Origin of the sequence: Streptomyces deccanensis (assembly GCF_022385335.1) — a bacterium.
GTDB lineage: Bacteria > Actinomycetota > Actinomycetes > Streptomycetales > Streptomycetaceae > Streptomyces > Streptomyces deccanensis.
The window spans coordinates 787906-810744 of the sequence record NZ_CP092431.1; the positions used below are offsets into that span (position 1 = coordinate 787906).

Sequence of the window (22839 nt, forward strand, 5' to 3'; positions counted from 1 at the left end):
GAGACGGATCTTTGGTCGGCTGCGCGGCGGTGAGTCATGGGTGAGCCGGCACCACGTGGGGTTCTGCGGGTCGGGGACCGGATCCGGTTCGAGGGCCGGAATCAGCAGGTCATCGGGCTGGGGGGAACGGCCTCGCGGCTGCTCGGCGACAGGGGCGAGACCAGCGTCATGGCTGCTGGCTACGTGATGGCGGCCGCTGACTTCGAGGTGCTGGACCGGGGACCGGAGGCGGTCCCGGAAAGAGTCCTGCCCCCGTTCGCGCTGGTTGATGCGTTGCCGCCGTCGGCCGTCGAGCAGGCCCGCTCTGAGAACAGCACGTGGTGGAAGTCATCACCGGGCTGCCCCCCGGACGCGGTGGAGGGCACGGCTCCTCGACCGAGTACGACCCGACTTGGCGGACGCTGATGAAGCGGGAAGCTGCGAAGGTCGCTGAGCTGGCCGCGGGCGGGCAGCAGATCAGCAAGCGGACCTTTCTGCGGATGCTGCAGCGCTATGAGGCCGCGGGGTTAGGGGACTGGTGGACGACCGGTACCGGAAGCCGCCGGCTCCCCGACACCGGGAGGACGGACGAGCGCGTCGTCAAGGCTGTCACCGAGGCACTGGCCGGGCAGACGGACCTTGTGACGGGCGACCGCAAGCGGCTCATGTTGCAGGCCCAGCAAAAGAGCTTCACCTGGCACAACGACCGAGTTGAGCCGACGATTCGCCCGGATCTACACCACCATTGGTGCCCAGGACCCGCTCTACAACGATTCTGCCGACCTCGCGCAGCCCAGGCGCCCGACTGATCAACCTTCGGGTTTGCGATGAGCTCGCTGCCATGCCGCCTCGAAGTCATCACGGCTGATCTCCATGGCCAAATACTGCGGATCATGAAGATCGAACGGCGGGTTGAACGGCCAGTCCTCGACACTCGACTTGACCGCACCCCCGTCGGGACCGATCTCAACCTGGCGCAACCGCCGCCCGTCCGGCCCGAGCTCCATCAAGAAGACCTCTCCCTCCTCGGTCTCCGGCCAGCGCAAGTAGACCCGGTCCCGTCCCACCAGGACGGCGAATCCGGGCTGACCACGCTGGGCATCCCTCTGCGCGCGGAGGCTGGACAGCGGATTTGGATCCGGAGCGTCAAGGTGGACTTCCTCCAAGTCCCACGTCTCGGCACGTCTCACGGCGCCCGGGTTCGTGATCACCTCAACTTCGGCGCAGGCACTGACAATCTCCTCGGCAGAGCCCGCCCACACCCACCACCACAGACCTCCCATGCCATAGTCATGAAGGACCAGATAGCGCGTCTTCCCGATCTCATCCAGTTGACTCACAGCCCGTGAGCCTACGTTGCTTCACTACCAGGCCGGTTCCTCCTGACGGTCCTGTGAGGACTCGGCTCACATCCCCCGGATTCCGCAGAAGCCAGATGCACTGAGAATCCTGAGCCGAGCGTTCTCACTCGACGGGCAACCCCGCCGCTCCAAGATCCACAGACAGGCTCAATGCGACAGGACACGCTGGTCGCGGCTGTACCTCATTGGAGCGAAAACGTTGTGGGTGTGCCCCCGGTCGATGTGTCGGCAGGAGCACCGTGTCGTCGAGGGCAAGTCCGGGCGCCGCGAACGCCTTGGCCGCGCTGAGGTCGCTCCGCGCGGCCCGCCCGGACGGCGCGCCGATCTACGCCATCTTGGACAATCTGTCCGCCCACAAGGGCGAGACGATCCGGCGCTGGCCCAGGAGGAACCGGGTCGAGCTGTGCTTCACGCCCACCTACGCATCCTGGGCAACCCCAATCGAGGCCCACTGCGGACCACTGCGGCAGTTCAGGCGGGCGGGAGCGTGGCCGCCCACCGAGTCGACGGCGAGCCCGGCCCGGGCATCGCCGATCGCCTTGCGAACCTCTTCGACCGCCGTCGCGCCGTCGAGGCGGACCATGTCCGCGCCGGCCTCGCTCAGTTCGGCGAACACGGACTCCTCCCGGACGAAGTTGATCGTCCGGAATCCGCAGGCCTTCGCCAGGGCGATCAGGGAACGTCCGTCGCCGGAGTTCGCGGCGTTCTGCACGATCCAGTCCCCGGGCCTCAGGTCGGCGTACTCGCTCAGGATCAGACCGGCCGTGGGCGGATTGCTGCCCAGCATCGAGAACTGGTTGCGCCGTACTTCACCACGATGCGGTCGCAACTTCGCGCCCGGCAAGAGCGAGGCCGTGCCGGAGCGCGTCATCGTCGATGGCGGTGACGTGGTGCTGCTGGCGGTCTTCACGCACACCGTCGCGGCCAACGGCACGGAGTTCAGCACACTCACGGCCTTGCACCTGGCGGTCGAGTACGGCCGGATCGTTCGCATGCACCTGTACGAGGACACCCTGACCGTCGCCGAGGCGTTCAACGCCGGCTGAGAGCGGCTCCCGCGCGGTCGGACATGCAAATCCGAAGGAGCAAGTAACGTGACCACCCCCGTCGTTTCCATCGCCTACCACTCCGGCTTCGGCCGCACCTCCGGCCTCGCCGAGGCCGTCCGCGATGGGGTGACCACCACCGGCGCCACCGCCCACCTGATCAACGTCGAGGAGATCTCCGAGGAGCAGTGGACCCTGCTCGACGTCTCGGACGCGATCATCTTCGGCTCGCCCACCTACACGGGCACCGCCTCCGCCGTCTTCCACGCCTTCGCCGAGGCCAGCTCCAAGCGCTGGTTCAACCAGTATGGGTCGCCCTGTGGGACGGCGACCTGCGCCGCCGCGCCGGTGTCCTGCGCAACGTCTTCCCGGCCCCCCTCGGCGCCACACCGGAGGCGGTCAGCGCCCTCGCCCTCAGCCCCGACGGCCACACCCTCGCCGTCGGCGGCGACGCCGGCACCATCCAGCTCTGGGACACCACCACCCAACAGCCCCTCGGCGGCCCGCTCCCCACCCCCGGCGAGCCCATCGACTCCCTCGCCTTCAGCCCCGACAACACCACCCTCTACGCCGGCGGCGGCCACGTCCCTCTTCACCGCCACCCCGTCGACCCCACCCGCGCCATCGCCCACGTCTGCGCCCGTGCCGGGAACGAAAACCTGACGAGGAGCGAGTGGGACACGTACGTACCGGACGCGCCGTACAGAAGGGCGTGCGACTAGTGTGATCACAACTGAAGACAGTCCCTGGTGCTGGGGTAGCGGCCTTCGGAGTTGGCATGACTACCTCTCCTTGTCAGACCGCCTCGCACATCACGATCCTCAACAGGACCGTCGAACATCTCTTCCGCATAGCCGTCGCCGCTGACGGCCTGGACGACGGTCACTGCAGGCCGGGGGCGGGCAAGCATGCCGAATCCCGCGCCCACGCGAGTGGCGGTCGCGCCCACCACGGCGCCTATTCAACCGTCCAGGACAAGGCCGAAGCAGCCCCCGCTACTCAGCATGCACACCAGCAACGCGACGGTCATCACGTACACACGGGTGCCGAGCGGGAAGGTCATGGCCTGCAGTGAGCCACTCGGGTAGCGGACAGGCCAGGTGGAAGGGATGGGACGTGACATGGACGCTGCCGGAGCCGATGCTGACCCCGCCAGTTCCCAGGCCCGATCTGCCGCCGGGCTTTGCCGGAGAGCCGAAAGTCGACAGCCACCGAGCTGTGCTGTTGCGGATCGAGGACGGGGCGCGGCTTCAGTCGCGGAGCGGCCGCGGGTCATCGCGTTCCGGACGGTCCTGGCCATGGATGCGTCTGCAGCCTTGGCCTACTGGGCGGCGAGGCCGTTCACCACCTCCGCCCCGTGCTCGTCGGCGAGCAGGTCGCTACGGGCTCGCCGGCACAAGGCGGCCCGAACGCGGGAGACCGCCACGGGCTGAGGCTGGCTTATCGATCAGGACTGGCTGGGACTGTCCAGGCGTTCCGTCGGCCCGCCGAAAGGCAGGACGAGGGTCCGTGTCGCCAGGAGCCAAGAGCCGTCGATCTTGCGGAAGGTGTCCTGGTAGTGACCGATGTTCGCCGGCAGCCGGGGCGCCACCAGTGCTCCCTCGGTATAACCGTCGACTCGGTAGGTCGCGAAGTAGGTGGTCGCTGCGGCAGTGTCCGGCGAGTCGACCGTGACCAGGATGTTCGTGCACATGCGCCGGGACAACCGGTCCACTGGTCGAGAGCCGAAGTACTCGCGCAGAGCTTCCCTGCCTTCGATCCGCCGCTGGTCATACGGCCATTCCCATACTCCGTCGGGCGTGAAGAGGTCGGAGACCGTGCTCGGCTCACCGAGGTCGAGCCGACGGACCAGTTCCAAGATCAAACGTTCACAGGCTCGTTCCGCGAGGAGACGCTCCATCGGGTCAAGATCACCGGTAGTCATCTCCATTTCCTACCAGTCCTACCTGCGCGTCCACGACACCTTTACCTGGTCCGAACGGTCGCCAGCTCCGTGAATGGCTTCCTGGCCCGAACCGCCTCCCGAGGCGTGGCGCGCTTCAGTGGAAGGCTGGGTATGCGGTGGTGCGAGGCGGGATGAGTCGAGGGAGGCGGAAAGTGGAGTGGGATCGGTTCGCGCAGCAGATGGCATCGATGGCGCGTGATCTGCTGGCGCAGGATTCGGTGGCCACCACGCTGGAGCGGATCACCGCCTCGGCGACCGAGCTGGTCGAGGGCTGCGACGCGGCCGGCATCCTGGTGCTGCACGACCGCCGCTTGGAAACTCTCGCCCCCAGCGACCAGTTGGTCATCGACAGCGACCGGCTTCAGGATTGGTTGGGGGAGGGTCCCTGCTTCGATGCCGCCCACAGCTCCCACGGCGAGCGGGTCTTCCGGATCCACGACCTCACCGCGGAACAGCAGCGCTGGCCCACCTACGCCCCCCAGGCCCACAATCTCGGGGTCGGCAGCATGATGGGCTTCCTGCTCTACACCGACGACGAAGACCTCGGCACCCTGAACCTCTACTCCCGCACCCCCGGCGCGTTCACCGCGGTCAGCGAGACGGCCGGGCTGCTGCTGGCCTCCCACGCCGCGGTCGCCTTCTCCGCCGCCCGCACCCACGCTCAGATGCAACATGCCATCACCACCCGCCACACCATCGGCGAAGCCATGGGCATCCTCATGGGTGCCCGCCACCTCACCGAAGAACAAGCCTTCGACGTCCTGCGCCGGTACTCCCAGGAAAACAACATCAAACTCCGCGACGTCGCCGGCCTCGTCCGCGAACGAGGCGCTCTCTGACCCGCGTCCGTGAGCTGCGTTTCCTCACGGGCCTGACGCAAAACCGGCCCCGCCGTGGCAAGTCACCCGGCCGGTCGATGACCCGATGGGAACCATGGCGCGTGATGTGGACGCCGGAGCCGATGCCGGCGCCCCATTTTGTCTGAGCCTGCTCTGCTGCCAGGTTGGGCCAGCAAACCGAAATGCTTGGTCGGCAACGACCTTGACCTCGGAGGCCGGGGCCGCGCAGGACGCCGCGGTCAGCGCCTCCGCCACCCGCCGCCGCGGCTGAGGGCTGTTCGGCGAACTGCCGGAGGAACTCGGCGAGCCTCAGCGCGGTGTAGCCGAGGCAGGTGCGGGTGTCGATAACCTTGCCGCGGGTCGGGGCGGGCCTTTTCCAGCTGGTGGTTCATGGACCGTTCGACGGTGCGCTGGCAGTTGCGCAGCATCTGCGCACCCGCGCTCTTGGGCGCCGGACGTATGAACGCCTTGCACCGCGGCTTCCAGGCGTCTGCGAACAGGGTGGCCGTCACCCTCTCCTACTCTTCGTTGTCGTTGTCGACGATGTCGGTGACAGTGCCCTGGCTGCTGAGGTCTGGCTGCCTCTCCGGACGGCCGGGCCTCAGGCTCCTGTCGACGCCAGCCTCTCGAACAACGTCTCCACAGCCACAGTCGCCTGGGGGCCGCTGACGCCCTTGATCTCGTACAACCGGAGCAGTATGTCCCGGAGTTGCTCGGTCGTCCTGGTCCTGACCTTGCCCAGGACCGATGCGCTGCCCGCGATGATGCGCGCCTCCTGTAGCTCCCGGATCGCGACGAGGCGCTCGCCGGAGTCGCCCGTCCAGGCCGACGAGTCGACCATGACGAAGGCCAGGACCCCGCTGCCGACCGCAGCCGGGTCCACTTCGACTGCCGTGATGCGGATCACCCCCGGCTCACACAGCTTGCGCACCCGCTCATGGGTGGCGCCAGCGGAGAGCCCTACCGTCTTGCCCAGCGCGGCGTATGCCTGTGTGGCGTCTTCTTGCAAACCGGAACGCAGGAGTCGGTCCTGGCTCAGCGGGTCCGGGCCCCGGTGGGGTTGGCTAGCGGGGCGGGAGTGGTGCGTGGGGCATGGCTGACCGTGCGCTTGGGCGTGAAGGTCACCTCGGCGCCGGGGAACCAGACGGCGGTGTACCGCTCGATGGCGTCGCGCAACCCGGTGGTGACGGCTCCCTCCCACGGGGGCCGCCCGGGGCGGCAGTACGTGTCGAAGGTGCCGTACCGCTTGGTGTTGGGCCGCGTATTGGTCGCTTCGTCACGGCGGTGGAAGGTGCCGTGCTCCACGAAGCCGAGGGTGACCGCGTCGATCTCGCCCCGGTCCGGGTGGAGGACCGCCAGGCGCAGGCCGCCATAGGTGTCCGCGTGGATGGTGCCGCTGAAGTCGACCCGCAGTCGCAGGGGCATACCCGGGATCGGGGTGGCGAAGTACGTGTTGCCCACGACGGTGTGGACTCTGAACGGGAGGCACAGTTCGGCGAAGAACTCAGAGGCTTGGAGGGACACGAAGGGAGGTCTCCGGTAGGGGGCCATGCTTGAGCTATCGGCGTGGGCCGGGCGAGGCAGGCCGGGTCGTTGTGCTCCAGCGCGGCACGCTGGTGGCGGGGAGCACTGCCGTCCGGCGGGAGGCCACGGCTCGCCGTACGTCGAGCGGAGTCGGGGCCGGGGGCGCGGGCGGCGTGACGAGGGTCAGCTGTGCGGCCTCGCGTAGTCCAGGGAGCATTGAATCCCTCCAGCGTGGCAGGGGCGCCGGGTCACACACGCTCTCGGTGATGGCCTTCACCAACGGTATGGGGGTGTGGGTGGTGGCGGTGGCGTACCAGCGGGCGTAGCCGCTCTTCGGTCCGCCCCACAGGTGCCATCGGGCCTGAAGGGTGGTGAGTTCCTTCTCGGGATCGAGGTGGCCGGTGGTGTATGCGCAGGCTGCCATCCCGTCCGGGGGCTGCAGCTCCACGACGTCCCGGCGCGGGGGTTGGAATTTCCAGCCGTTCTTGATCAGTGGGACGACGGCGTCGAAGGCGCCGAGTTCGGGGTCCTTGAGGTCGGGCTCGGCGAGGTAGACGTCGGGGCCTGCGGCGTATGCCTGGGCGCGACCGATTCGGACCACCCGCCTGGGGCGTCTCCTTCAACGACACCACCCCGACCGAGTTCGTCACCGCCTTCACCACCGCCCTCGGTAGGCGTTAATCCGCCACAGTCCGTCGTCGTCTCCCTCGGGCAAGAAGCCGAGCCGCACGCGGCGGTCGGGAGCGGTGACGTAGGCGCTACCGAGGTCGTCATGGCGCAGGTCGAAGCCGAGCGTGAGCAGCGGCTCCAGCGCGGGGTCTCCCACTGCGGTGCTGTCGGCGAGGTAGCGGGGGGAGACGTAGACGTCGCCGTCGATCTCTTCGGAGTCGGGCACGAGAGTCCAGAGGGTGTCGGGCTGGGCGGTGAGCGGCGCGGTGCGGGATCAGGAACCGGTGCGCTCGGCGAGGGTGGGCCGCAACTGCTCAGCCAGGGCCGCGGGTCGGCCGGTGTAGTGCAGGGTGCGTAGGCCCAGCTCGGCTGCGGCAAGGCAGTTGTCCTCGCGGTCGTCGACGAACAGCACCCGGCCGGGGTCGGTGACGCCGGTGGCGGTTAGGGCGTGTTCGTACGCGGCCGGATGCGGCTTGCACAGGCTCAGACGGGCCGAGTACAGGGCGTCGGTCATCAGGTCGCGCCGCCAGTCGGTGGCGTCCAGGACGTTGCTGAGGTGGGCGGGCGCGTTGGAGAGCAGCACCATCGGCAGCCTGGCGGCGCGGGCGCGGTACAAGAGGTCGAGGACGTGTGGGTCAGTGCGGGTCCACATGGCGGCGTCGGCATCGCGCAGGGTGCGCAGCCACCGCGGGCCAGGGTGGTGTCCGAGCACGTTGGCCCAGTACGCGAGGTCGCTCAGTTCGCCCGCGTCGTACCTCTCACGGGCACTCCAGAAGGCGTCCTGGAAGGAGGTGAGCTGTCCAGCGGGCCATTCGGCAAGGTCGGCGAGCCGGGTCCACATGGCAGTACCGGGCTGCAATCCGAGGACCCCGTTGTAGTCGAGGATCACGGCGTCCACCCCGGTCGGGGAGGCGGAAGTGCGGGTCACGGGGTGGGCTTCTCCAGGGCTTTGGGGGCGAGGGTGGCGACGGCTGCGGCGAGGAGGGCGGGCAGCAGCAGCGCGTGCGGGAGGGTGGTGACGGTGGCGAGGGCACCGATGAGGGCGGGGCCGGCGAGCAGGCCGACGTAGCCGGTGACCGCGACGGTGGCGACCGTGCGGGGTCCGCCGACGCCTGCGGCGGTGATCAGGCTGGGGATGGTGACGGACAGGCCGAGGCCGAAGGCCGTCCAGCCGGCGAGTGCGAAGGCGATGGTGGAGCCCGCAAGTCCGGTGGTGAGGCCGAGTGCGGCCAGGACCGCGCCCGTGCGGACGACGGTGGGAGCGCCGAAGCGGGCAGTGAGCCGGTCTCCGGCAAGGCGACCTGCGGCCATGGCGGCGCTGTAGAGGCCGTACGCGGCAGCCCCGGTCGCGGCGGTCGCGCCGAGGTCGTGCAGGTGGACGGCGGCCCAGTCGGCCGCGGCTCCCTCGCCCAGCAGCGTTGCCGCCGCCAGCAGGCCCAGCAGCCACAACCGGGACCGGGGCAACCCCTGGCGTTCACTCAGACCCTGTGCAGCGAGGTGGTGAACGGGCTCAAGTACAGGGCCGGCGAGAGCCATCGTGGCTCCTGCCGCTGCGGCCGCGCAGATCGCGACGCCGGTGAACAACACGGTGTGCGCGGTGTGGGCAGTTGCCGCGGCCAGTGCGGCGCCGGTGAGGGCGCCGAGGCTGTAACTCGCGTGCAGCCGGGCCATGATCGGGCGGCCGTGGGCGTCCTGGCAGCGGACCGCCGCGGCGTTGGCGGCGACATCGAGGACGCCGTGCGCGACACCGAAGACGAACGCCACTGCGAGGAGGCTCTCCAGACTGCGGCAGACCCCGAGTGCGGCGAGGCAGGCGGCGAGAGCGATGGCTCCGCCGGTCAGCAAAGCGGGCAGGCGGGCCGGGTGGGCGAGCCGTCCGCCCGCCTGGAGCCCGGCGACCATGCCGAGGGCGGCGGCCAGCAGGACGAGGGCGAGCCCACCGGTGCTCACATCGGCTGTGTTCTGGACGGCTGGCATACGTGCGCCCCAGACGGCCATCACCACACCAAGGCCGGCGAAGTACCCGGTCAGCAGTCGGCGGTTGCGCGTCAGTTCGGGTGTCGCGGTCGGGTTCACGCGCCGCGCTCCCCCGTGGCCGGAGTCGTCTTCGCGACCGGGGACACCCTGATGTTCAGGTGGCGGTACGCCTCCTGGGCCCGGGCTTCGGCGACGGTGGCACTCGGCCCGGTGGTGATCAGAAAGCCGATACGGGCGGTGTACAGGTCGCCGCCGTCCTGGGGCAGCACGACCTGGTCTCCAGAATGCCGCTGGAAACGCACGCGTTCCACTCCCGGGGCGGGGGCAGTGACGCGGCAGTCGGTGAGGGTGCCGGAGTAGGCGGGGTAGATGATGCGGATCGCCGCTGCCTGGTCGCGGGTGGGCGTCAGGTCCGGAGCACGGCCGCAGGCCGTGTCGGCGGCGGCACGGGCCAGGTCGATGCCGGTGGCGAGGCGGACAAGGTGGCCGATCATGTCGCCGCCGATCCTGGCGTTGACCTCGATCAGCCGGGGCCGGCCGTCCACTAGGCGCATTTCGACGTGCTGCACGCCGTCGGTGATCCCCAGGGCCTTGACCGCACCAGCGGCTGCCGGGGCGACTTGGGCCAGGAGCGGATCGGCGGCATCGACGGTGTGGCCGGTCTCGTCGAAGTACGGGGCGGGGCCCAGGTGCTTGCGGGTCACAGCGACCGCAGTGGTCTGGCCGTGGTAGGTGACGCACTCGACGGAGACTTCCGGCCCGTCGAGGTACTCCTCGACCAGGACGCCGGTATCCTCGCGGCTGCGGCTCGCGCCGGCCGAAGCGAACGCGAAGGCTCCGGACAGCTCTTCGGGCCGGTCGACACGGATCACGCCGATGCTGCCAGCGGCTGCCGCAGGCTTGATGACGGCCGGGTAGCCCAGCGCCCTCGTCGCCTGTCCTGCCTCCAGCAGGGTCCGCGCCTTCATCGACGCTGGCGACGGCACCCCGTGGCGGGCGAACAGCGTACGGGCGGTGGCCTTGTTGCGGCAGCCGCGCATCACCTCGACGGAGGGCGAGGACAGACCGAGCGCGCGAGCCAGGCGAGCGGTGGGGACGAGTTGCCACTCGTCCCAGGTGACCACGCCGGCGAAGTCGTGTCGTTCCGCCAGCGCTCGCCCTGCGGCGACAAGCGCAGCGGCGTCGGTCAGATCGACGACGGCATGGTCGAGGATGTACGGCTTCTCCCACGACGGTTCGGCGCCGGTGAGCAGGACGACGTCGTAGGCGGCGGCCACCTGCTCAAGGCAGTAGCCGCGATCCGCCTCATCGCCCGGAGAGACGACGAGCACGAGAGGGCGAGCGGGCAAGAGAGGGGTCTCCGAGTCGGTAGGCGGCAGGACGTGGGGAGAGAAGGGGTGTCTCAGGCGCGTGGGCGGCGCGGCTCGAACACTCGCGCCCCGATGAGGTGATCGTCGATCGGGGCGGGCGCAGAGGACGGCGAAGCGGTGGTTCAGCCCGGCGACGCCGTACGGGAATTGGGGCGCGCCAGGGTCAGGTGCGCAGCGTGGGATCGACGCGCAGGCGGGCGAAGGTCCCGAACAGCCCGAGAGCCTGCAAGGCAGCGCAGGCGGTGATGACGTGGTCCAGCGCAGCGGGCGGGGTGAGCGCGGTAAGCACACCGGCAGCAGGGAAGGGCAGCAGGAGGATGAGGATGGTCGCCGACAGGGCGCTACCGAACTTCTCCGGGGGAATCAGCCGGGAGCGCAAGGTTCGCAGGACGACCGTCATGCCGCCTTCGGCCGCCATGAGGAGCGCGACCAGGACCAGGTAGGACGGGTAGTCGGGGGCTTGGGCTGCGGCGAGACAGGCTAGCGAGGCGACGGCGGCACAGGCGGCGCCGACCGGCCACAGGCCCAGGCGATCGAGCGCGAACCGGCAGAGTGCGACGCTGAGGAGCGTCGCTCCGGCGGCTGCGGACCAGACCAGGCCGACGGCGGTGACGGACTGCCCGAAGCGCTCGACGACGATCACGGGACCGGCCGCTTGAAGGAACCCGGTGGCCAGATTGGACAACGTCAGCCCGGTCACGAGCCAACCGAGCGCGGGAAGTGAGCGAATTGTGCGCCAACCGGTGAGGAGTCCGGCGCCTGATCGCTCCTTCTGCACGCGGGCCGGGGCGTCGGACGAGGGCGGTGTGCGTAGGGCTAGCACAGCGGCGAGAAGCGAGATCATCGTGATCGCCGCGAGCATGGGCGGTGGTCCGGCGAGCAGGAGCACTCCTGCGAGGGCTGGGCCGGCCAGGGTCGCGGTCTGGTCGATGCCGAGCAGGACGGCCTGCACGCGGTGGGCCCGCGCAGCTGCTCGGCGGCCGGCGGCGGCGCCCGCCGTCTCGGCCGCGATGTAGCTGAACTCGGTGAGCACGCCGGTCGTCGCCGCGAGCGCCATCACAGTGACGCTCGCCGTGATGCCGGACGGGTGGAGGTGGAGCAGGACCGCGCCAGCGGTGAGGACCAGCGCGCGTCCCAGGGAGGCGAGGTGGAAGACGACGGCCGCCCCGCGCCGGTCCACGACCGATCCGGCCCACGCGAACGCCGCCAGCCTCGGAATCCACTCCAGAGCGAACGCCGCTCCCGTCAGTACTGCGGAGCGCGTGGTCGCCAGGACCAGCAGCGGGATGCCGTAGGTGCACATCGCGAACGCGAGGGCGTCGGCCGTACGCGGCAGGTAGATGCTGCGCAGCAACCCGGCCGTGCAGCTTGCGTGCCGGGCTGTATCTGCTGTGCTCACACGACCAGTTCGGGCTCGGCCACCCGTGTGAACTGCGGATTGCCGGCAAGCCACTGAAGCAGCAGAGCTCGGGGCCGGGCCGGATCCGCCTCGCACTCATTGCTGGGCGGGCGCGCGGCGGACCGCCGGGAGAAGCCCTCGGCGTGCTCGGCTGCGAGCGAGGGGCCCAAGAGCCCGAGGACAGAGCAGATACGGGCGCTGAACTCGCAGTCCCGTTCCGGGTAGGCGTGGCGTCGGCCCCAGCGCGCCACCGCGTCGTACAGGTCGGCCAACTCCGAACCCGACTCGGTGAGTTCCAGACCGGCGCCTGGTGCGGTCCGGACAAGACCGTGAGCGTGCGCCGTCTCAAGGGCGTGACGCAGTTGGCGCGAGGAGAGGTCGGGGAGGGTGCCGGCCAGCCGTCGCGGGGGTATCGCCCCGTTTTCGTCGATCTCGGTGACCAAGCGGATCAAGGAACGCGATGCCAGCAACTCGACCGCGTTGCGAACTCCGGCAGCGGTGAAGGAGGTGGTCATCGTCGCGGGCCTCCCGTCTGGATGGCCGACTTCGGGCGGGCGGTCGTGGCGTGGGAGAAGAGAGCGCGGTGGTGCCACGTCAAAGAGGGCTCGCCCGTCCGTGCCTGCTGCTGCGCCGTGGGGAGCGGCCTGGGCTGGCTGCTGACCCATGGCCTCGGCACGGGCTTCGCCTGCGGGTGCCCCCAGACCGGGTGCCGGGCCGCCTGGTCGAGGGGCTGCCCGGCGGACCACGCCGACAAGGCGCCGAGGACGGGGCCCAGCCCGTCGCCTGCTGCGGACAGTCGGTAGGGCATGCCGATGCCGTCGGTGTCGACAAGGCCATCGGCGACCATCTGCCGCAACGGCGGGTAGATGTTGGTCCAGTCACTCCTGGGCATCACGATCCGGGCCAGGGCCCGCCCGCTGGCCTCCTCGCGGGACTTCAGTACCCACAGGATGGCGGCGGCGTGCCGTCGGGTGAGCAGGGTGAGGCTGTCTTCGATCTGTTCGATCGCGGGCAGCGGACGGTCTGGCTTCTCCAGGTGTTTCTCCGCCCAGGTGACGAGCACCGGCAGGACGGAGAGCAGGGCCACGGCGCGGTCGGTGTGGCGGTAGGTCACATGCCGGGTGGTGTGTTCGGTGCGTTCGACAAGACCGGCGTCGCAAAGGGACTTGACCTTGGGGTGGAGCTGGCTGTTCTGCAGCCAGGGCATCTTGGCCGCCAGCTCGGTGTAGCGCTGAGGCTGGCCGGACAGGGCCAGCAGAATCCTCACGTTCCAGCGCGGGGTGATCATGGCGAGCGCCTCGGTGACCCGGGCGATGTCGGCATCGGTGTCTGGGGGCAGAGCGGTGATGGCCAAAGGGGAGGAACTCCTGGGTGAGTTGAGGGCAATCGCCCACGGGTCAGCGACTGGGGACCGCGCTCTGAGCCGGAAGGGGCGGGGCCGGGCACGGCAGCGAAGGAGTCGGTGGAGACGGCACCGGGGCCGGGACGCGATCAAGGCTCTGCAGGACCGCCACAACCGACTTGGCCTGGACGTCGCGGGCGGCGACGGCTTCGGCGAGTCGGCGTGAGCCGTCGAGAAGATGGGAGACCTCCTGTCGGCCGAACTGCCGCTCGCTGTGGATGAGCCGGGCGATCTGGTCGCGATGGAAGTCGATACTGCGCTCGGCGAGAGCGAGATCGTCGTGCATGCCGAGGAGAGCCGAGAGCATGCCGGGCGGCTGGTCCTGGGCGTGCGCCGTGAGGCCGGCGAGCGGCGCGCCGTACAGATCCTCGATCCGGCCGGCTATCTCGGTGGACGTGAGGGTGGGACAAGCGGGGGCTTTCACGGTCGGCGGGCTTCCCCTGGACGCGGTGGTGCCGGGGCTGCCGGCGGGGTCAGGGTTGCGGCGGCCCTGAGCTGCGACGTGCGGACGGGACGGGTCTCTTTGCCGGGCGGGGACATCGTGCGCAGCAGCTCGCCGAGGACGGCGCGGTAGCCGTCGCGGGCGTCCAGCGCCGCCTCCAGCCACTGTGCGTCGAAGCGGAGCTTGTCCGCCGACAGCTCGCCCATGTCGCGGTCCGGATTCATGTCCGCGTGCACGCGGTCACGGACGCGAGCGACCTGCTCCTCGGCCAAGGCCAGGAAGGAGCGGAGCTCCAGGGCACGGGCGAGCGCGGGAGAGGCTCCTGGTCCGGCAGCCGCCTCGTGCAGTTCGGGGACTGGGTTGCCGAAGACCTTCCGCAGATCGGCGTCCATGGCGCTGGTCTTCAATCGGCTCATTGGACGGGCCTTCCGGCCCGCGAGGTCGATGTCGACGCGGGTGTGCCCGCAGGCCGGTGGGGCGCGCTGGTCTGTACCGCTGGCCCGGTTCGGGGGCGAAGGCCGGCAAGGCGTTGGGAGGCGAGGTCCTTCTTGCCCGGAGCGTCCGGGTCGAGGAGCCATCGCACCACCAGGGCCCGGCCGTCGCGGGCGGTGACAGCCGCGTTCACGCGGTGTGCGAGGTCCATCGTTGGGTCGTCGATCGCGCTGGACTGTGTGTCCAGTGCGGCAAGGAGGTCGTCCTCCGCGCGGTCAAGGACGGACTGGGCATCGACGAGAAGGCTGTGCCACCTCACGACATCTGTGGCGTCGGGGTTCGCGGTCGGTGCGGCGGCAACTGCGGCCTTCAACTGGTCCATGTCCATGGCGAAGCGCGCTTCGATCCGTTCGGTGAGCACGCCCACGACGTCCTCGGCGTCATCGGATATGCCGTCGGGCAAAGGGAATTCTCCTTTCTCTAGAAAGGCCAAAGCATGTGAGGGGCGGTCGAACGGAGCGCCGAAGCGGTCACGGCCTCCTGCTCTTCTCAACTCGGGTGGACTGCATACGGAAGAGACCTCCGTGTAGGTGCGGGGATTGCGTGGAACGGCGCCGCGTTGTTGTCGCCCAACGCCTGGACAAGAGTCCGGAGAACCGCCGGTTTGGCTAACCGGCGGTCGTCGGCTATGTTTCGCCGCTCTCGTCGTCCGGAGCGCTCAGCGCGAGCGGCCGGGCGGGCGCGGGGCAGGCGTTTGTGCCACGCCGACCGAACGGACGGCTGTGGCTGCTGGGCGGACCGGCGGGAGAGGCTCGGCCTCGCCGGTGAGCCGGTCGTCGCACCACTGCAGGGCCCCGCCCACCGTGTCGAAGCCGCCCTCGCGGAGGGTGTGCGTCCACGTGTCGGTGTCGACCTCCTCGACGATCACGCGGAACGGACTGGGGGCTCGCTCGTCCAGGGCGCGCAGGGCGACGACGGTGACCATGTCGTCCGGGGCGTCCTGTGTGTAGGAGTAGCCGATGGCGTAGTGGTCGCCGTCGCGCGTGAGGCGTCGTTCCAGTGCGCGCGTCGCCTCATCTGCCGGGGGTGGGCCCAGCTCGGGCTTGAGAGCGATGGCGTCGTGCGGGCAGCCACGGTGGATGAGCCAGGACTGCGCCATCGCTGGCAGCGGCAGAGGAGCCTGGTCAAAGGTGAACGTCCGCTTCTCACGGTCTCGTTGCAGATGGACGGCGAGCACCTGCGGCATGCCGGGGTGGCCCCAGGTGACGGTGCGGTCGAACAGGACGTAGTAGCTGTGCGCGCCGTCGGGAGTGTGGTGTTCGGCGAGGGGGACGAGCATGTCCTCGCGGACGGCGACCTGGCGGTAGAAGTCGAGGTACCTCTCCTCATCGGCGTCGAGGTCATCCAGCTGGAAGTCGACCTGAGGGAGGAACGTGCGAACCTGCTCCGGTTCGGTGGGCGACAACAAGGGCCTCTCGGTGGGGTTCAGCGGCGATGTGTCGGGGTGGCCTGCCATGTGCCGAGGCGTTCCGGGACCTTCGGCTCCGGGGTCGTGGGCGTCCGGCGGGCAGCGAAAAGCACGGTGCGTCCGGCTTCGGTGAGAGCGACCGGCTGGCCGGCGTGCACAGGGTGGGTGGTGTCCCGGATGATCAGCCAGGCGTCCTCCAGCTGCTGGAGCTTGGCGTGAGGGATTCGGGTCCCGGAGGCAGTGGTGACGGACAGTCGGCCGGTCAGCAGGTGTTCGTGGAGCTTGGCACCGCCTGCGATGGCGAGCAATGCCGCATGGTCGTCCGTCGAGAGGGGGTTCGCGCCGGGCTTCGAGGCCGCTGCGGCGGCCTCGATGGGTTCCAGGGCAGCGAGCACGTGCCGGGTGGCAGTGTCCCGCGCGGCGACGGCCTCCTCCAGCTGGTCCACGGTGCGGTCGATGCGTGTGAACAGGGCGTCGTCGACGTCGAACTCTCCGCTGGAAAGGCGGTTGAGGAGGCGGAGGTAGAAGGTGACGCCGGTCTGGGCCTTGGCCAACTTGCGGTGCAGGTCGACGAGGTGGGCGTGCGGCTCGTCGAGGACGCCCCTGTCGCGGTAGTTCCACAGGGTGTCGATGCCGTGGCCGGTGGCGGCTTCGAGGCGGTGGTCGAGCGGGGAGACCGCCCGCCGGGCTGGCGCCGGCGTGGGTTCAGGGGGCATGGGAGATGCTCCGTGCGTTCAGCGGGTGTGATGGGGCGCGGGGCTTCGGACGGGGCTGGGCAGACCCGGCAGTGCGGCGGGCGGCGGACCGGGCCGGGGCGCGGGAGCGCGGGTCAGCTGCGGCGGCCGGGAGCGGGCCGCGTGAGTACGGGCGCTCAGCGGCCGGCCAGGCATCCCCAGGCGGCGGCCGACCTCGTCGTAGACGTCATTGCCCGCACGCGGCCGAACCGCGACGACGTGAATCTCCTTGTCGTACGGGGATTCCGCGGGCGCCGGCCGGACGCCGTAGACGACGCGCCAGTCCTTGCGGGAGTCCACGAACAACTTGCGATAACCCTGCAGGTCACCATCGAGGCGTAGCCCGAAGCGCTGCGCGTTCACGATCTCCTGCAGGTAGGCGAGGGCAAGGTCGCGGATGTCACTGGGGGCTTGGAGGAGATCGGTCAGCGCGCGGGGATCGAAGCTCAGCCCGAAGACGGGCTGCCCTTGCGCCGCAGTCATGACGTCGGCTCGTCCGGCTCGTCAGTCCCGACAGCCTCCGCCGTAGAGGCCGCCTTCGTGCGTACCGACGGCGGCGGGCCGGGCAGCATACGGTGCGCCGGCCGATCCGGAGAGGTCATGCAGGCGGACAGCGACCCTCCCGGTGCGCGGATCGCCCCAATGGCATGTGTGAGGAAGTCGCGATGCCACACGAACATGCCGCTCAATCCGGCTTCGGGGTCCTTGTGTTGCTGGTACGCGAGCCACAGGGCGTGGAGCCAGGCCACGACATCGTCGTGTTCCTGCCACTGCAGACACCAGGGTGCGGCGGTGGTGACCTCCGCCCCGTAGACAGGGAGGAAGAAGTCGTCGACCCAGTCCGACAGGGCGTCGAGTTCGTCTTCGCGTTCTTCGCCGTCGAGTTCCAGGATCGGGCGGGATTCCGGCCGCGCGGCGGCAGGGGGCCCGCCGAGCCCCGGCATGCCGAACGCGGCGAAGGGCGATCCGCTCGGTGCTGTATCGGACGCGAGATGGTCGAGTTGCTGCGCCTGTTGCGCCGACTGCTCCATGAGCCGTCGCACGCTCGCCTCGATACCCTCCAAGTGCGGATCCGGGACGCGAACGGGCTCCAGCTCTCCATCGTCAGATGGGTATACGGATTCGGGCATGGGAAAGTCCGGCCTCCTACGAGATGCGGAATAAAGGGACAACGGAAGCGGCGCGGCCGCCCCGCGGACCGGCGAGCACGCTCCGATCCGCTTCGTCGGATTGGCGCCCGGGGGTGCCCGTCACGTTGACGGGTAGTACGCTCTCGGCTCAGCCGGCGAGAATCACGTCGTCTTGCGTGAGGTTTGCGCGGATCGTCTCGGTGAGCCGGTCAGTGGCTATCGACGCGTAGTGCTCGGTCTTCTCCACGCCGATGAAGTCCCGGCCCTCCAGCAGAGCGGCGACGCCCGTGGAGCCGGAGCCGGCGCAGAAGTCGAGGACCGTGCCGCCCTCGGGGCTGATCTTGACCAACTCGCGCATCACGTCGACCGGCTTCTGTGTGATGTGCTGCCGGTTCTTCCCCGAGGGCTGCGACGCCGAGTACAAGCCGGGCAGATAGACCGGGTTACGGGAGCCGTCGATCGCTCCCTTCGACGCCCAGACGATGAATTCACAGTTCTGGGTGAACCGGCCCTTCTGCGGCCTGGCCTGCGGCTTGTGCCAGGCCAGCACCCCACGCCACAACCATCCGGCCGCCTGGATCGCGTCGGTGGTGACGGGAAGCTGACGCCAGTCGGTGAACAGCAGCGCGGTGCCGCCGGTGCGGGTGAGGCGGTGGGCTTCGGTCATGATCTGCGTCAGCCAGAACCCGTACGACCTCTGGTCCATGTTTTCGCCGGTGAAGTCGGGCAGGGCGTGCTGGGCGTCGGTGGAGGTGTACTTCTGCTTCGCGGAGCGGGTAGTGCGCTCCTTCGCGGTCCGCCCGCCGGAGTTGTATGGCGGGTCGGTGATGACGGAGTCGACGCAGTCGTTTGGAAGGTCGGCGAGAACGCTGAGGGCATCGCCCCGGTGGAGGGAAAACGGCAAAGAGGAACCCCAATTCGGGTACGGGAGTGCGAAGGTAACCAACCGCCTCGCACAGGATTCCTCGCGGGCCGGAATTGGGCATGCAGAAGCCCTGGGTCCGCAGATCGAGGAAGGCGAGGGGAGTCGAAAAACTGTAGAGGTGAATCCGCCGATGACCAAAAAGCTGGGGTGAGGTGCCGGATTCCGGTACCTCACGCCGATTTTTTGGTCAACCGCCGATACGCGTCTACTGTTTTTGAACCGCCCGGCGCACACCGCCGCTGGCTGCTCTCCCGCTGCGCCTCCCGGAGGTACCCCCTGGCCCCGGCACACCTGAGTTCATGAACCGCGCCACGCGGAGCGAGCGGCAACTCGCCCCGTACCGGCCCATCCCGATCACCCACCTGGCTGCCGCGCCCTTCCACCCCACTTCGCGCACGCGGCAGGACGGACACCGCACCCCGAAGGACACGCTCGTGACATCTCGCTACCCGCCCCTGCCCGAAAACGCTGAACGGCGTACGGTCCGCTCCGGTTGAAGTGGCTTGCCGCCGGCATCGGCGTCGTCTTCCTCTCCCCCGTCCTGATCGCCGGCACCGGCATGATGCTGGTCTCCTCCGCCGAGGCCGTGCAGAGCAACGGCTCCCCCAGCGGTTGCCCGACGGGCCTCGACACCGACAAGGTTGAAGAGCAGGTCACCAAGATCCTGGACGGTGCGTCCGGCGAGAACGTCCGCATCGAGGGCCTGGACCTGCCCGCCGAACAAGTCCCCCACGCGCAGACCATCGTGGCCGCCGGCCTCTCCCTCGACGTCCCCAGGAAGGGACAGATCGTCGCGCTCGCCACGGCGATGCAGGAGAGCCGACTGCGCAACCTCAACCACGGCGACCGCGACTCGCTCGGCCTGTTCCAGCAGCGCCCCTCCCAGGGCTGGGGCACACCAGAGCAGATCCGCGATCCGGTCTACGCGAGCGAGCAGTTCTACAAGCACTTGCTCAAAGTGGACGGCTGGCAGCAGATGACCGTCGCCCAGGCCGCCCAAGCAGTGCAGAAGTCTGCCTTTCCCGACGCGTACGCGCAGTGGGAGAAGCTTGCCACCGCGCTGCAGACGGCCATCGCCAAGACCTTTCCCAGCAGTGGCAACGACGCGGACCAGGACGGGCAGCCGTCCGCCGGCACTGGCGACTGTGCTCCGGGGCAGGACGGTTCCGGCTTCGGCCGCATCCCCGAGGGGAGCATCCCGAAGGGCTACACGATCCCCAAGGGCGCTGATCCGAAAGCGCGCAAGGCCATCGAGTGGGCCATGCACCAGCTCGGCACTCTCTACCAGTGGGGCGGCACCTGCACAGCGCCGCACGGCCCGGACCCGATGGGCCGTTGCGACTGCTCCAGTCTGATGCAGCAGGCGTACGCGCATGCCGGTGTCACCCTTACGCGCACCACGTACACGCAGGTCAACGAGGGCAAGGCAGTCTCGCCCGCCCAACTTGAGCCCGGTGACCTGATCTTCAGCCGCGGAAGCGCCGCCCGGCCCGAGCACGTGGGCATGTACATGGGCGAGGGTCTCGTGATCGAAGCGCCCCGCACCACCAAGCCCATCCGTATCACTCCGGTCAAGGACTGGACAATCCTCGCCGTCCGACGCGTCCTGTGACTCCCCGCCCGGCACTGCTCCGGGCGGGCTGCCGCACCGGCCACTTCCTCACCGCGGCCCCGCCGGCTTCCTCCCCGTGTTCTTCTGTTTCCCGCGCGTCGGTTCCGGCGTGCGCAAGGAGCTTTCCCTTTGCACCTGCTCTCCTCCGTGCAGCACCTGGCCTACGACCCCGGGATCACTCCGTCCGGTGGTGGTCTGCCCGGTCTGTCCGTGCTGAAGAACGTCGTCAGCTCGATCAACCTGTTCGCGATCGTCGCCGTGGTCGGCGCGCTGGCCGTATCGCTCGGCGTGTGGGCCTGGGGCCACCACACCGGCGGTCACCAGGCCGAGGCCAATGGCAAGAAGGGCGCCGTCGTTTCGGCCGGTGCCGCCATCGGTCTCGGCGCCGCCAACGGCATCGTCGAATTCTTCTCCGCCCTGGGATCCCAGGTCCACTGATGCCGAAACGACTCCCCTTCCTGTCCGGCCACGGCCTGGGCTGGTCGACCCGGCAACGCGTCGCCGCCATCGGCCTCGGCCTCGCCGTCCTCCTCGCCGTGGCCGCCACCGTCGCCCTGATCACCGGACGAACCAGCACCAGCACCAGCACCAGCACCAGCCGGGCGCACGCCCCCTCCGCCGTGAGCGGCAACGGCTCCCCGACCGTCGGTCCGCAATCGTCAGCTGGGGCCGGTGCGGTGGCGAAGCCGCCCTCCATGGCCGATCCGGTCGCCTTCGCCCAGGCCGCCGCCGTGATGCTGTGGTCGTACGACACGCGCTCCACCACCCGTGGCCAGCAGCTCGCCGGGATGCGGGCGTGGCTGACGCCCGAGGGCGCCTACGCGGACTGGGCATCGCTCGCCGCGCAGGTGCCGGATCCGGTGCTCTGGTCGCGGATGGTCGACCAGGACCAATACGCCACCGCCACCGTGGACGAGGCGCACTACCCAACAGCGTTCAAGCAGGCCCTGGCCGACGACCCGGCGGCGATCACCGAGGCGTACATCTACGCCGTCACGGTCACCGGCAGCCAGCGGATCGTTTGGCGCGGCGGCGGTGCCGGTTCCGAGGACCGGTCGGTCACCCTTGCCGTGCAGTGCCGCCCGCACCATGACTGTGCTCTGGTCTCCCTCGCTCCCCGCGTCGTGCCCTGACCCGCCAGCCAGTTCAGAAGAAAGGAAAGGGGTGACACGCTGTGGGCTTCTGTGACCTCCCCGTCGCGAGCAAGCTCTGTTCTGTCGGCGAAGCAGTCGACTTCGTTTCCGACCCGGGTACCGCGATCGGTAATTGGATGGCCAAGAGCGCGGGTGAACTCGCCGCCGCCGCAGCCGATCTGGCCGCCGAGGCGGTGGACACCACCACCAAGGTCGACCTGAACGCCGCATGGTTCCGCGACAACTACGAGATGCTCCTGCCCATCGGGCTGACCGTCCTCGTCGCCACGTTCTGCGCCCAGCTCGTTCGCGCCGCGATCCGCCGCGACGGTCAGGCCCTCACCCAGGCCTTCACGGGCACCGCCACCGGCGTGCTGTTCGCGTTCGGTGCGATCTCCTTCACTACCATCGCCATCGAAGTGGTCGACGCGCTGTCCGCCGGACTGTTCAAGGCGGCGAACTTGTCCCTCGACTCCGCCGTACGCCGTCTGATCAAGGTCGCCGCGATCCCGGGCCTGTCAGCGATGGGCTGGCTGGTCGCCGTGTTCGCCGGGATCGGCGCCGCACTCGGCGCGGTCCTGTACTGGTGCGTGATGATGGTCCGCAAGGTCGGCATCCTCGTCATGGTCACCCTGGCCGTGTTCGCCGGGGCCGGTGGAGGCTGGGAAGCCACCCGGCGCTGGCGCAAGGGTTGGATCGAGGCCACCGCCACCCTCGTCGTCTCCAAGCTCCTGATGACCGTGGTCTTCGTCCTCGGTATCTCGGCGATGGGCGACCCCGAGGCCAAGGACGGGGTCGCCGCCCTCGCCGACGTCATGGCCGGCATCGTCATCATGGCGCTCGTGTTGATGTGCCCCTATGCCGTCTTCAAGTTCGTGCACTGGGCGGCCGACGGCACCGACAGCGAGTCCATCCACCGTGCCGGTGGCGCTGGAGCCCAGATCGCCAAGGCCCACGCCGACAAGGCCGCCCGCCACGCCGCCGCCGCTGCGGCCACCGCCGGAACCGGTGGCGCTGCCGCCGGAACGGACGCCGCACCTCAGGGCCCCGACCCGGCCGGCGGGGGCGGTTTCCCCGGCGACATCGCCAATACCCCCAGTGGCGGAGGCGGAGAGGGCACGGAGGGTTCGCAGAGCGGGGGCACGGGAGTCTCGTCCGGTGGCGATGACCTCAAGTCCGGTCTGGAGAGAGCCGTCCAGCCCGCGCCGATCAGCGTGTCCGACGACACCAGCGGACAAGTGGGCGGCGGCCCGGCACCCGGCGGATCCGGTGCGGACGCTGCTGGCCAGGGCGGTGGATGGCACCTCAATGCGCCGACGACGACCCCGCCGCCGCAGGGCGCACCGCCGTCCCCCGGCTCGCAGACCATCGCGTCCAGCTCGGCCGGCTCACCGCCGTCTCCGACTGGGCTCTGACCTCCTCTGACCGACTCCCGGGGGCGGGACGTGCCCT

General features: G+C 69.6%; 30 protein-coding genes and 2 pseudogenes. 11 read left to right on the forward strand and 21 right to left on the reverse strand.

Going from position 1 to position 22839, the window contains the following annotated elements; translation table 11 throughout:
* Positions 1-317: 317 nt before the first annotated feature.
* Positions 318-788 (forward strand): hypothetical protein, encoded by a 471-nt coding sequence (locus L3078_RS03625; RefSeq protein ID WP_239750631.1) that lies wholly within the window; start codon positions 318-320, stop codon positions 786-788.
* Here L3078_RS03625 and L3078_RS03630 read toward each other — a convergent pair whose 3' ends face one another.
* Positions 789-1319 (reverse strand): hypothetical protein, encoded by a 531-nt coding sequence (locus L3078_RS03630; RefSeq protein ID WP_239750632.1) that lies wholly within the window; start codon positions 1317-1319, stop codon positions 789-791.
* 260 nt (positions 1320-1579) lie between these two features.
* Here L3078_RS03630 and L3078_RS44885 point away from each other — a divergent pair.
* Positions 1580-1735 (forward strand): annotated as a pseudogene (locus L3078_RS44885) (IS630 family transposase); the annotation flags it as partial.
* Between the two features lie 23 nt (positions 1736-1758).
* On the opposite strand, the gene L3078_RS03640 reads toward L3078_RS44885, so the two are convergent.
* Positions 1759-2127, reverse strand: coding sequence for an MDR/zinc-dependent alcohol dehydrogenase-like family protein (locus L3078_RS03640; protein ID WP_239760749.1), 369 nt, complete (start codon positions 2125-2127; stop codon positions 1759-1761).
* Here L3078_RS03640 and L3078_RS03645 point away from each other — a divergent pair.
* The 3 genes and pseudogenes from L3078_RS03645 to L3078_RS03655 all read left to right on the forward strand — a co-directional run bounded on the left by L3078_RS03645 (position 2105) and on the right by L3078_RS03655 (position 3108).
* The gene (locus L3078_RS03645; protein WP_239760751.1) at positions 2105-2386 is read left to right on the forward strand and encodes a nuclear transport factor 2 family protein; all 282 of its coding nucleotides are present in this window, start codon (positions 2105-2107) and stop codon (positions 2384-2386) included. The genes L3078_RS03640 and L3078_RS03645 overlap by 23 nt on opposite strands.
* 48 nt (positions 2387-2434) lie before the next feature.
* Positions 2435-2686: pseudogene (locus L3078_RS03650) on the forward strand (flavodoxin domain-containing protein); the annotation flags it as partial.
* Positions 2575-3108: a WD40 repeat domain-containing protein gene (locus L3078_RS03655; RefSeq protein ID WP_338059456.1), complete on the forward strand. Its 534-nt coding sequence runs from the start codon at positions 2575-2577 to the stop codon at positions 3106-3108. The pseudogene L3078_RS03650 and the gene L3078_RS03655, both read left to right, overlap by 112 nt.
* 725 nt (positions 3109-3833) lie before the next feature.
* On the opposite strand, the gene L3078_RS03660 is transcribed toward L3078_RS03655, so the two are convergent.
* Positions 3834-4310 carry a nuclear transport factor 2 family protein gene (locus L3078_RS03660; protein ID WP_239750633.1) on the reverse strand — a complete coding sequence of 159 codons (477 nt, stop codon included), beginning with the start codon at positions 4308-4310 and terminating at the stop codon, positions 3834-3836.
* A 173-nt stretch (positions 4311-4483) separates the two neighbouring features.
* On the opposite strand from L3078_RS03660, the gene L3078_RS03665 reads away from it, so the two are divergent.
* Complete coding sequence (locus tag L3078_RS03665) at positions 4484-5170, forward strand: GAF and ANTAR domain-containing protein (protein WP_239750634.1); 687 nt, start codon at positions 4484-4486, stop codon at positions 5168-5170.
* 601 nt (positions 5171-5771) lie between these two features.
* On the opposite strand, the gene L3078_RS03670 is transcribed toward L3078_RS03665, so the two are convergent.
* From L3078_RS03670 to L3078_RS03680, 3 genes are read right to left on the reverse strand one after another with little or no spacing between them, the layout of a single operon-like run.
* The gene (locus tag L3078_RS03670) at positions 5772-6209 is read right to left on the reverse strand and encodes an Lrp/AsnC family transcriptional regulator (protein WP_239760193.1); all 438 of its coding nucleotides are present in this window, start codon (positions 6207-6209) and stop codon (positions 5772-5774) included.
* Positions 6206-6694: a hypothetical protein gene (locus L3078_RS03675; RefSeq protein WP_239750635.1), complete on the reverse strand. Its 489-nt coding sequence runs from the start codon at positions 6692-6694 to the stop codon at positions 6206-6208. Before L3078_RS03675 ends, L3078_RS03670 begins: the two co-directional genes overlap by 4 nt.
* Before the next feature lie 34 nt (positions 6695-6728).
* Positions 6729-7295, reverse strand: coding sequence for an SPDY domain-containing protein (locus L3078_RS03680; protein ID WP_420864035.1), 567 nt, complete (start codon positions 7293-7295; stop codon positions 6729-6731).
* Here L3078_RS03680 and L3078_RS03685 point away from each other — a divergent pair.
* Positions 7268-7375, forward strand: coding sequence for an SPDY domain-containing protein (locus tag L3078_RS03685; protein ID WP_420864036.1), 108 nt, complete (start codon positions 7268-7270; stop codon positions 7373-7375). The genes L3078_RS03680 and L3078_RS03685 overlap by 28 nt on opposite strands.
* Here the strand turns inward: L3078_RS03685 and L3078_RS03690 are convergent.
* The 15 genes from L3078_RS03690 to L3078_RS03760 form a co-directional block, all read right to left on the reverse strand.
* Positions 7350-7589, reverse strand: a complete 240-nt coding sequence (locus L3078_RS03690) for a hypothetical protein (protein WP_239750636.1) — start codon at positions 7587-7589, stop codon at positions 7350-7352. The genes L3078_RS03685 and L3078_RS03690 overlap by 26 nt on opposite strands.
* Positions 7590-7637: 48 nt before the next feature.
* Positions 7638-8291 carry an HAD family hydrolase gene (locus tag L3078_RS03695; RefSeq protein ID WP_239750637.1) on the reverse strand — a complete coding sequence of 218 codons (654 nt, stop codon included), beginning with the start codon at positions 8289-8291 and terminating at the stop codon, positions 7638-7640.
* Positions 8288-9439 (reverse strand): MFS transporter, encoded by a 1152-nt coding sequence (locus tag L3078_RS03700; protein WP_239750638.1) that lies wholly within the window; start codon positions 9437-9439, stop codon positions 8288-8290. Before L3078_RS03700 ends, L3078_RS03695 begins: the two co-directional genes overlap by 4 nt.
* Entirely contained in the window at positions 9436-10689 is a 1254-nt protein-coding gene (locus L3078_RS03705) for an ATP-grasp domain-containing protein (RefSeq protein WP_239750640.1), read from the reverse strand. Before L3078_RS03705 ends, L3078_RS03700 begins: the two co-directional genes overlap by 4 nt.
* 184 nt (positions 10690-10873) lie before the next feature.
* Positions 10874-12109 (reverse strand): MFS transporter, encoded by a 1236-nt coding sequence (locus tag L3078_RS03710; protein ID WP_239750642.1) that lies wholly within the window; start codon positions 12107-12109, stop codon positions 10874-10876.
* Positions 12106-12624, reverse strand: coding sequence for a regulator (locus tag L3078_RS03715; RefSeq protein ID WP_239750643.1), 519 nt, complete (start codon positions 12622-12624; stop codon positions 12106-12108). The genes L3078_RS03710 and L3078_RS03715 overlap by 4 nt, the downstream gene beginning before the upstream one ends.
* Entirely contained in the window at positions 12621-13463 is an 843-nt protein-coding gene (locus tag L3078_RS03720; protein WP_239750645.1) for a winged helix-turn-helix transcriptional regulator, read from the reverse strand. Before L3078_RS03720 ends, L3078_RS03715 begins: the two co-directional genes overlap by 4 nt.
* 43 nt (positions 13464-13506) lie before the next feature.
* Positions 13507-13935: a hypothetical protein gene (locus L3078_RS03725; RefSeq protein WP_239750646.1), complete on the reverse strand. Its 429-nt coding sequence runs from the start codon at positions 13933-13935 to the stop codon at positions 13507-13509.
* Entirely contained in the window at positions 13932-14369 is a 438-nt protein-coding gene (locus tag L3078_RS03730) for a hypothetical protein (RefSeq protein WP_239750648.1), read from the reverse strand. The genes L3078_RS03725 and L3078_RS03730 overlap by 4 nt, the downstream gene beginning before the upstream one ends.
* Positions 14366-14848 carry a hypothetical protein gene (locus tag L3078_RS03735; protein ID WP_239750650.1) on the reverse strand — a complete coding sequence of 161 codons (483 nt, stop codon included), beginning with the start codon at positions 14846-14848 and terminating at the stop codon, positions 14366-14368. The genes L3078_RS03730 and L3078_RS03735 overlap by 4 nt, the downstream gene beginning before the upstream one ends.
* 255 nt (positions 14849-15103) lie before the next feature.
* Entirely contained in the window at positions 15104-15901 is a 798-nt protein-coding gene (locus tag L3078_RS03740) for a hypothetical protein (RefSeq protein WP_420864037.1), read from the reverse strand.
* A complete protein-coding gene (locus L3078_RS03745; protein WP_239750652.1) occupies positions 15871-16569 on the reverse strand; it encodes a hypothetical protein in 699 nt (232 codons plus the stop codon). The genes L3078_RS03740 and L3078_RS03745 overlap by 31 nt, the downstream gene beginning before the upstream one ends.
* Positions 16570-16587: 18 nt before the next feature.
* The gene (locus L3078_RS03750; RefSeq protein WP_239750654.1) at positions 16588-17070 is read right to left on the reverse strand and encodes a hypothetical protein; all 483 of its coding nucleotides are present in this window, start codon (positions 17068-17070) and stop codon (positions 16588-16590) included.
* Positions 17067-17618 (reverse strand): DUF4913 domain-containing protein, encoded by a 552-nt coding sequence (locus L3078_RS03755; protein WP_239760196.1) that lies wholly within the window; start codon positions 17616-17618, stop codon positions 17067-17069. Before L3078_RS03755 ends, L3078_RS03750 begins: the two co-directional genes overlap by 4 nt.
* A 247-nt stretch (positions 17619-17865) precedes the next feature.
* On the reverse strand, positions 17866-18621 hold the full coding sequence (locus tag L3078_RS03760) for a DNA-methyltransferase (RefSeq protein ID WP_239750656.1): 756 nt from the start codon (positions 18619-18621) through the stop codon (positions 17866-17868).
* Between the two features lie 514 nt (positions 18622-19135).
* Between L3078_RS03760 and L3078_RS03765 the strand changes: the two genes are divergently transcribed.
* The 4 genes from L3078_RS03765 (at position 19136) to L3078_RS03780 (ending at position 22802) form a co-directional block, all read left to right on the forward strand.
* Positions 19136-20254 carry a C40 family peptidase gene (locus tag L3078_RS03765; RefSeq protein ID WP_239750658.1) on the forward strand — a complete coding sequence of 373 codons (1119 nt, stop codon included), beginning with the start codon at positions 19136-19138 and terminating at the stop codon, positions 20252-20254.
* A 129-nt stretch (positions 20255-20383) separates the two neighbouring features.
* A complete protein-coding gene (locus L3078_RS03770) occupies positions 20384-20692 on the forward strand; it encodes a DUF6112 family protein (protein WP_239750659.1) in 309 nt (102 codons plus the stop codon).
* The gene (locus L3078_RS03775) at positions 20692-21387 is read left to right on the forward strand and encodes a hypothetical protein (protein WP_239750660.1); all 696 of its coding nucleotides are present in this window, start codon (positions 20692-20694) and stop codon (positions 21385-21387) included. The genes L3078_RS03770 and L3078_RS03775 overlap by 1 nt, the downstream gene beginning before the upstream one ends.
* Before the next feature lie 41 nt (positions 21388-21428).
* Positions 21429-22802: an SCO6881 family protein gene (locus L3078_RS03780; protein ID WP_239750661.1), complete on the forward strand. Its 1374-nt coding sequence runs from the start codon at positions 21429-21431 to the stop codon at positions 22800-22802.
* The last annotated feature ends 37 nt before the right edge of the window (positions 22803-22839 follow it).

What these genes read in the sequence shown, in the direction of transcription:
- L3078_RS03640 (WP_239760749.1), bottom strand. Translation starts at nt 2,127, where the DNA reads ATGCTGGGCAGCAATCCGCCCACGGCCGGTCTGATCCTGAGCGAGTAC.
- L3078_RS03660 (WP_239750633.1), bottom strand. Translation starts at nt 4,310, where the DNA reads ATGACTACCGGTGATCTTGACCCGATGGAGCGTCTCCTCGCGGAACGA.
- L3078_RS03685 (WP_420864036.1), top strand. Translation starts at nt 7,268, where the DNA reads ATGCCTGGGCGCGACCGATTCGGACCACCCGCCTGGGGCGTCTCCTTC.
- L3078_RS03715 (WP_239750643.1), bottom strand. Translation starts at nt 12,624, where the DNA reads ATGACCACCTCCTTCACCGCTGCCGGAGTTCGCAACGCGGTCGAGTTG.
- L3078_RS03730 (WP_239750648.1), bottom strand. Translation starts at nt 14,369, where the DNA reads ATGAGCCGATTGAAGACCAGCGCCATGGACGCCGATCTGCGGAAGGTC.
- L3078_RS03740 (WP_420864037.1), bottom strand. Translation starts at nt 15,901, where the DNA reads ATGGCAGGCCACCCCGACACATCGCCGCTGAACCCCACCGAGAGGCCC.
- L3078_RS03745 (WP_239750652.1), bottom strand. Translation starts at nt 16,569, where the DNA reads ATGCCCCCTGAACCCACGCCGGCGCCAGCCCGGCGGGCGGTCTCCCCG.
- L3078_RS03750 (WP_239750654.1), bottom strand. Translation starts at nt 17,070, where the DNA reads ATGACTGCGGCGCAAGGGCAGCCCGTCTTCGGGCTGAGCTTCGATCCC.
- L3078_RS03755 (WP_239760196.1), bottom strand. Translation starts at nt 17,618, where the DNA reads ATGGAGCAGTCGGCGCAACAGGCGCAGCAACTCGACCATCTCGCGTCC.
- L3078_RS03775 (WP_239750660.1), top strand. Translation starts at nt 20,692, where the DNA reads ATGCCGAAACGACTCCCCTTCCTGTCCGGCCACGGCCTGGGCTGGTCG.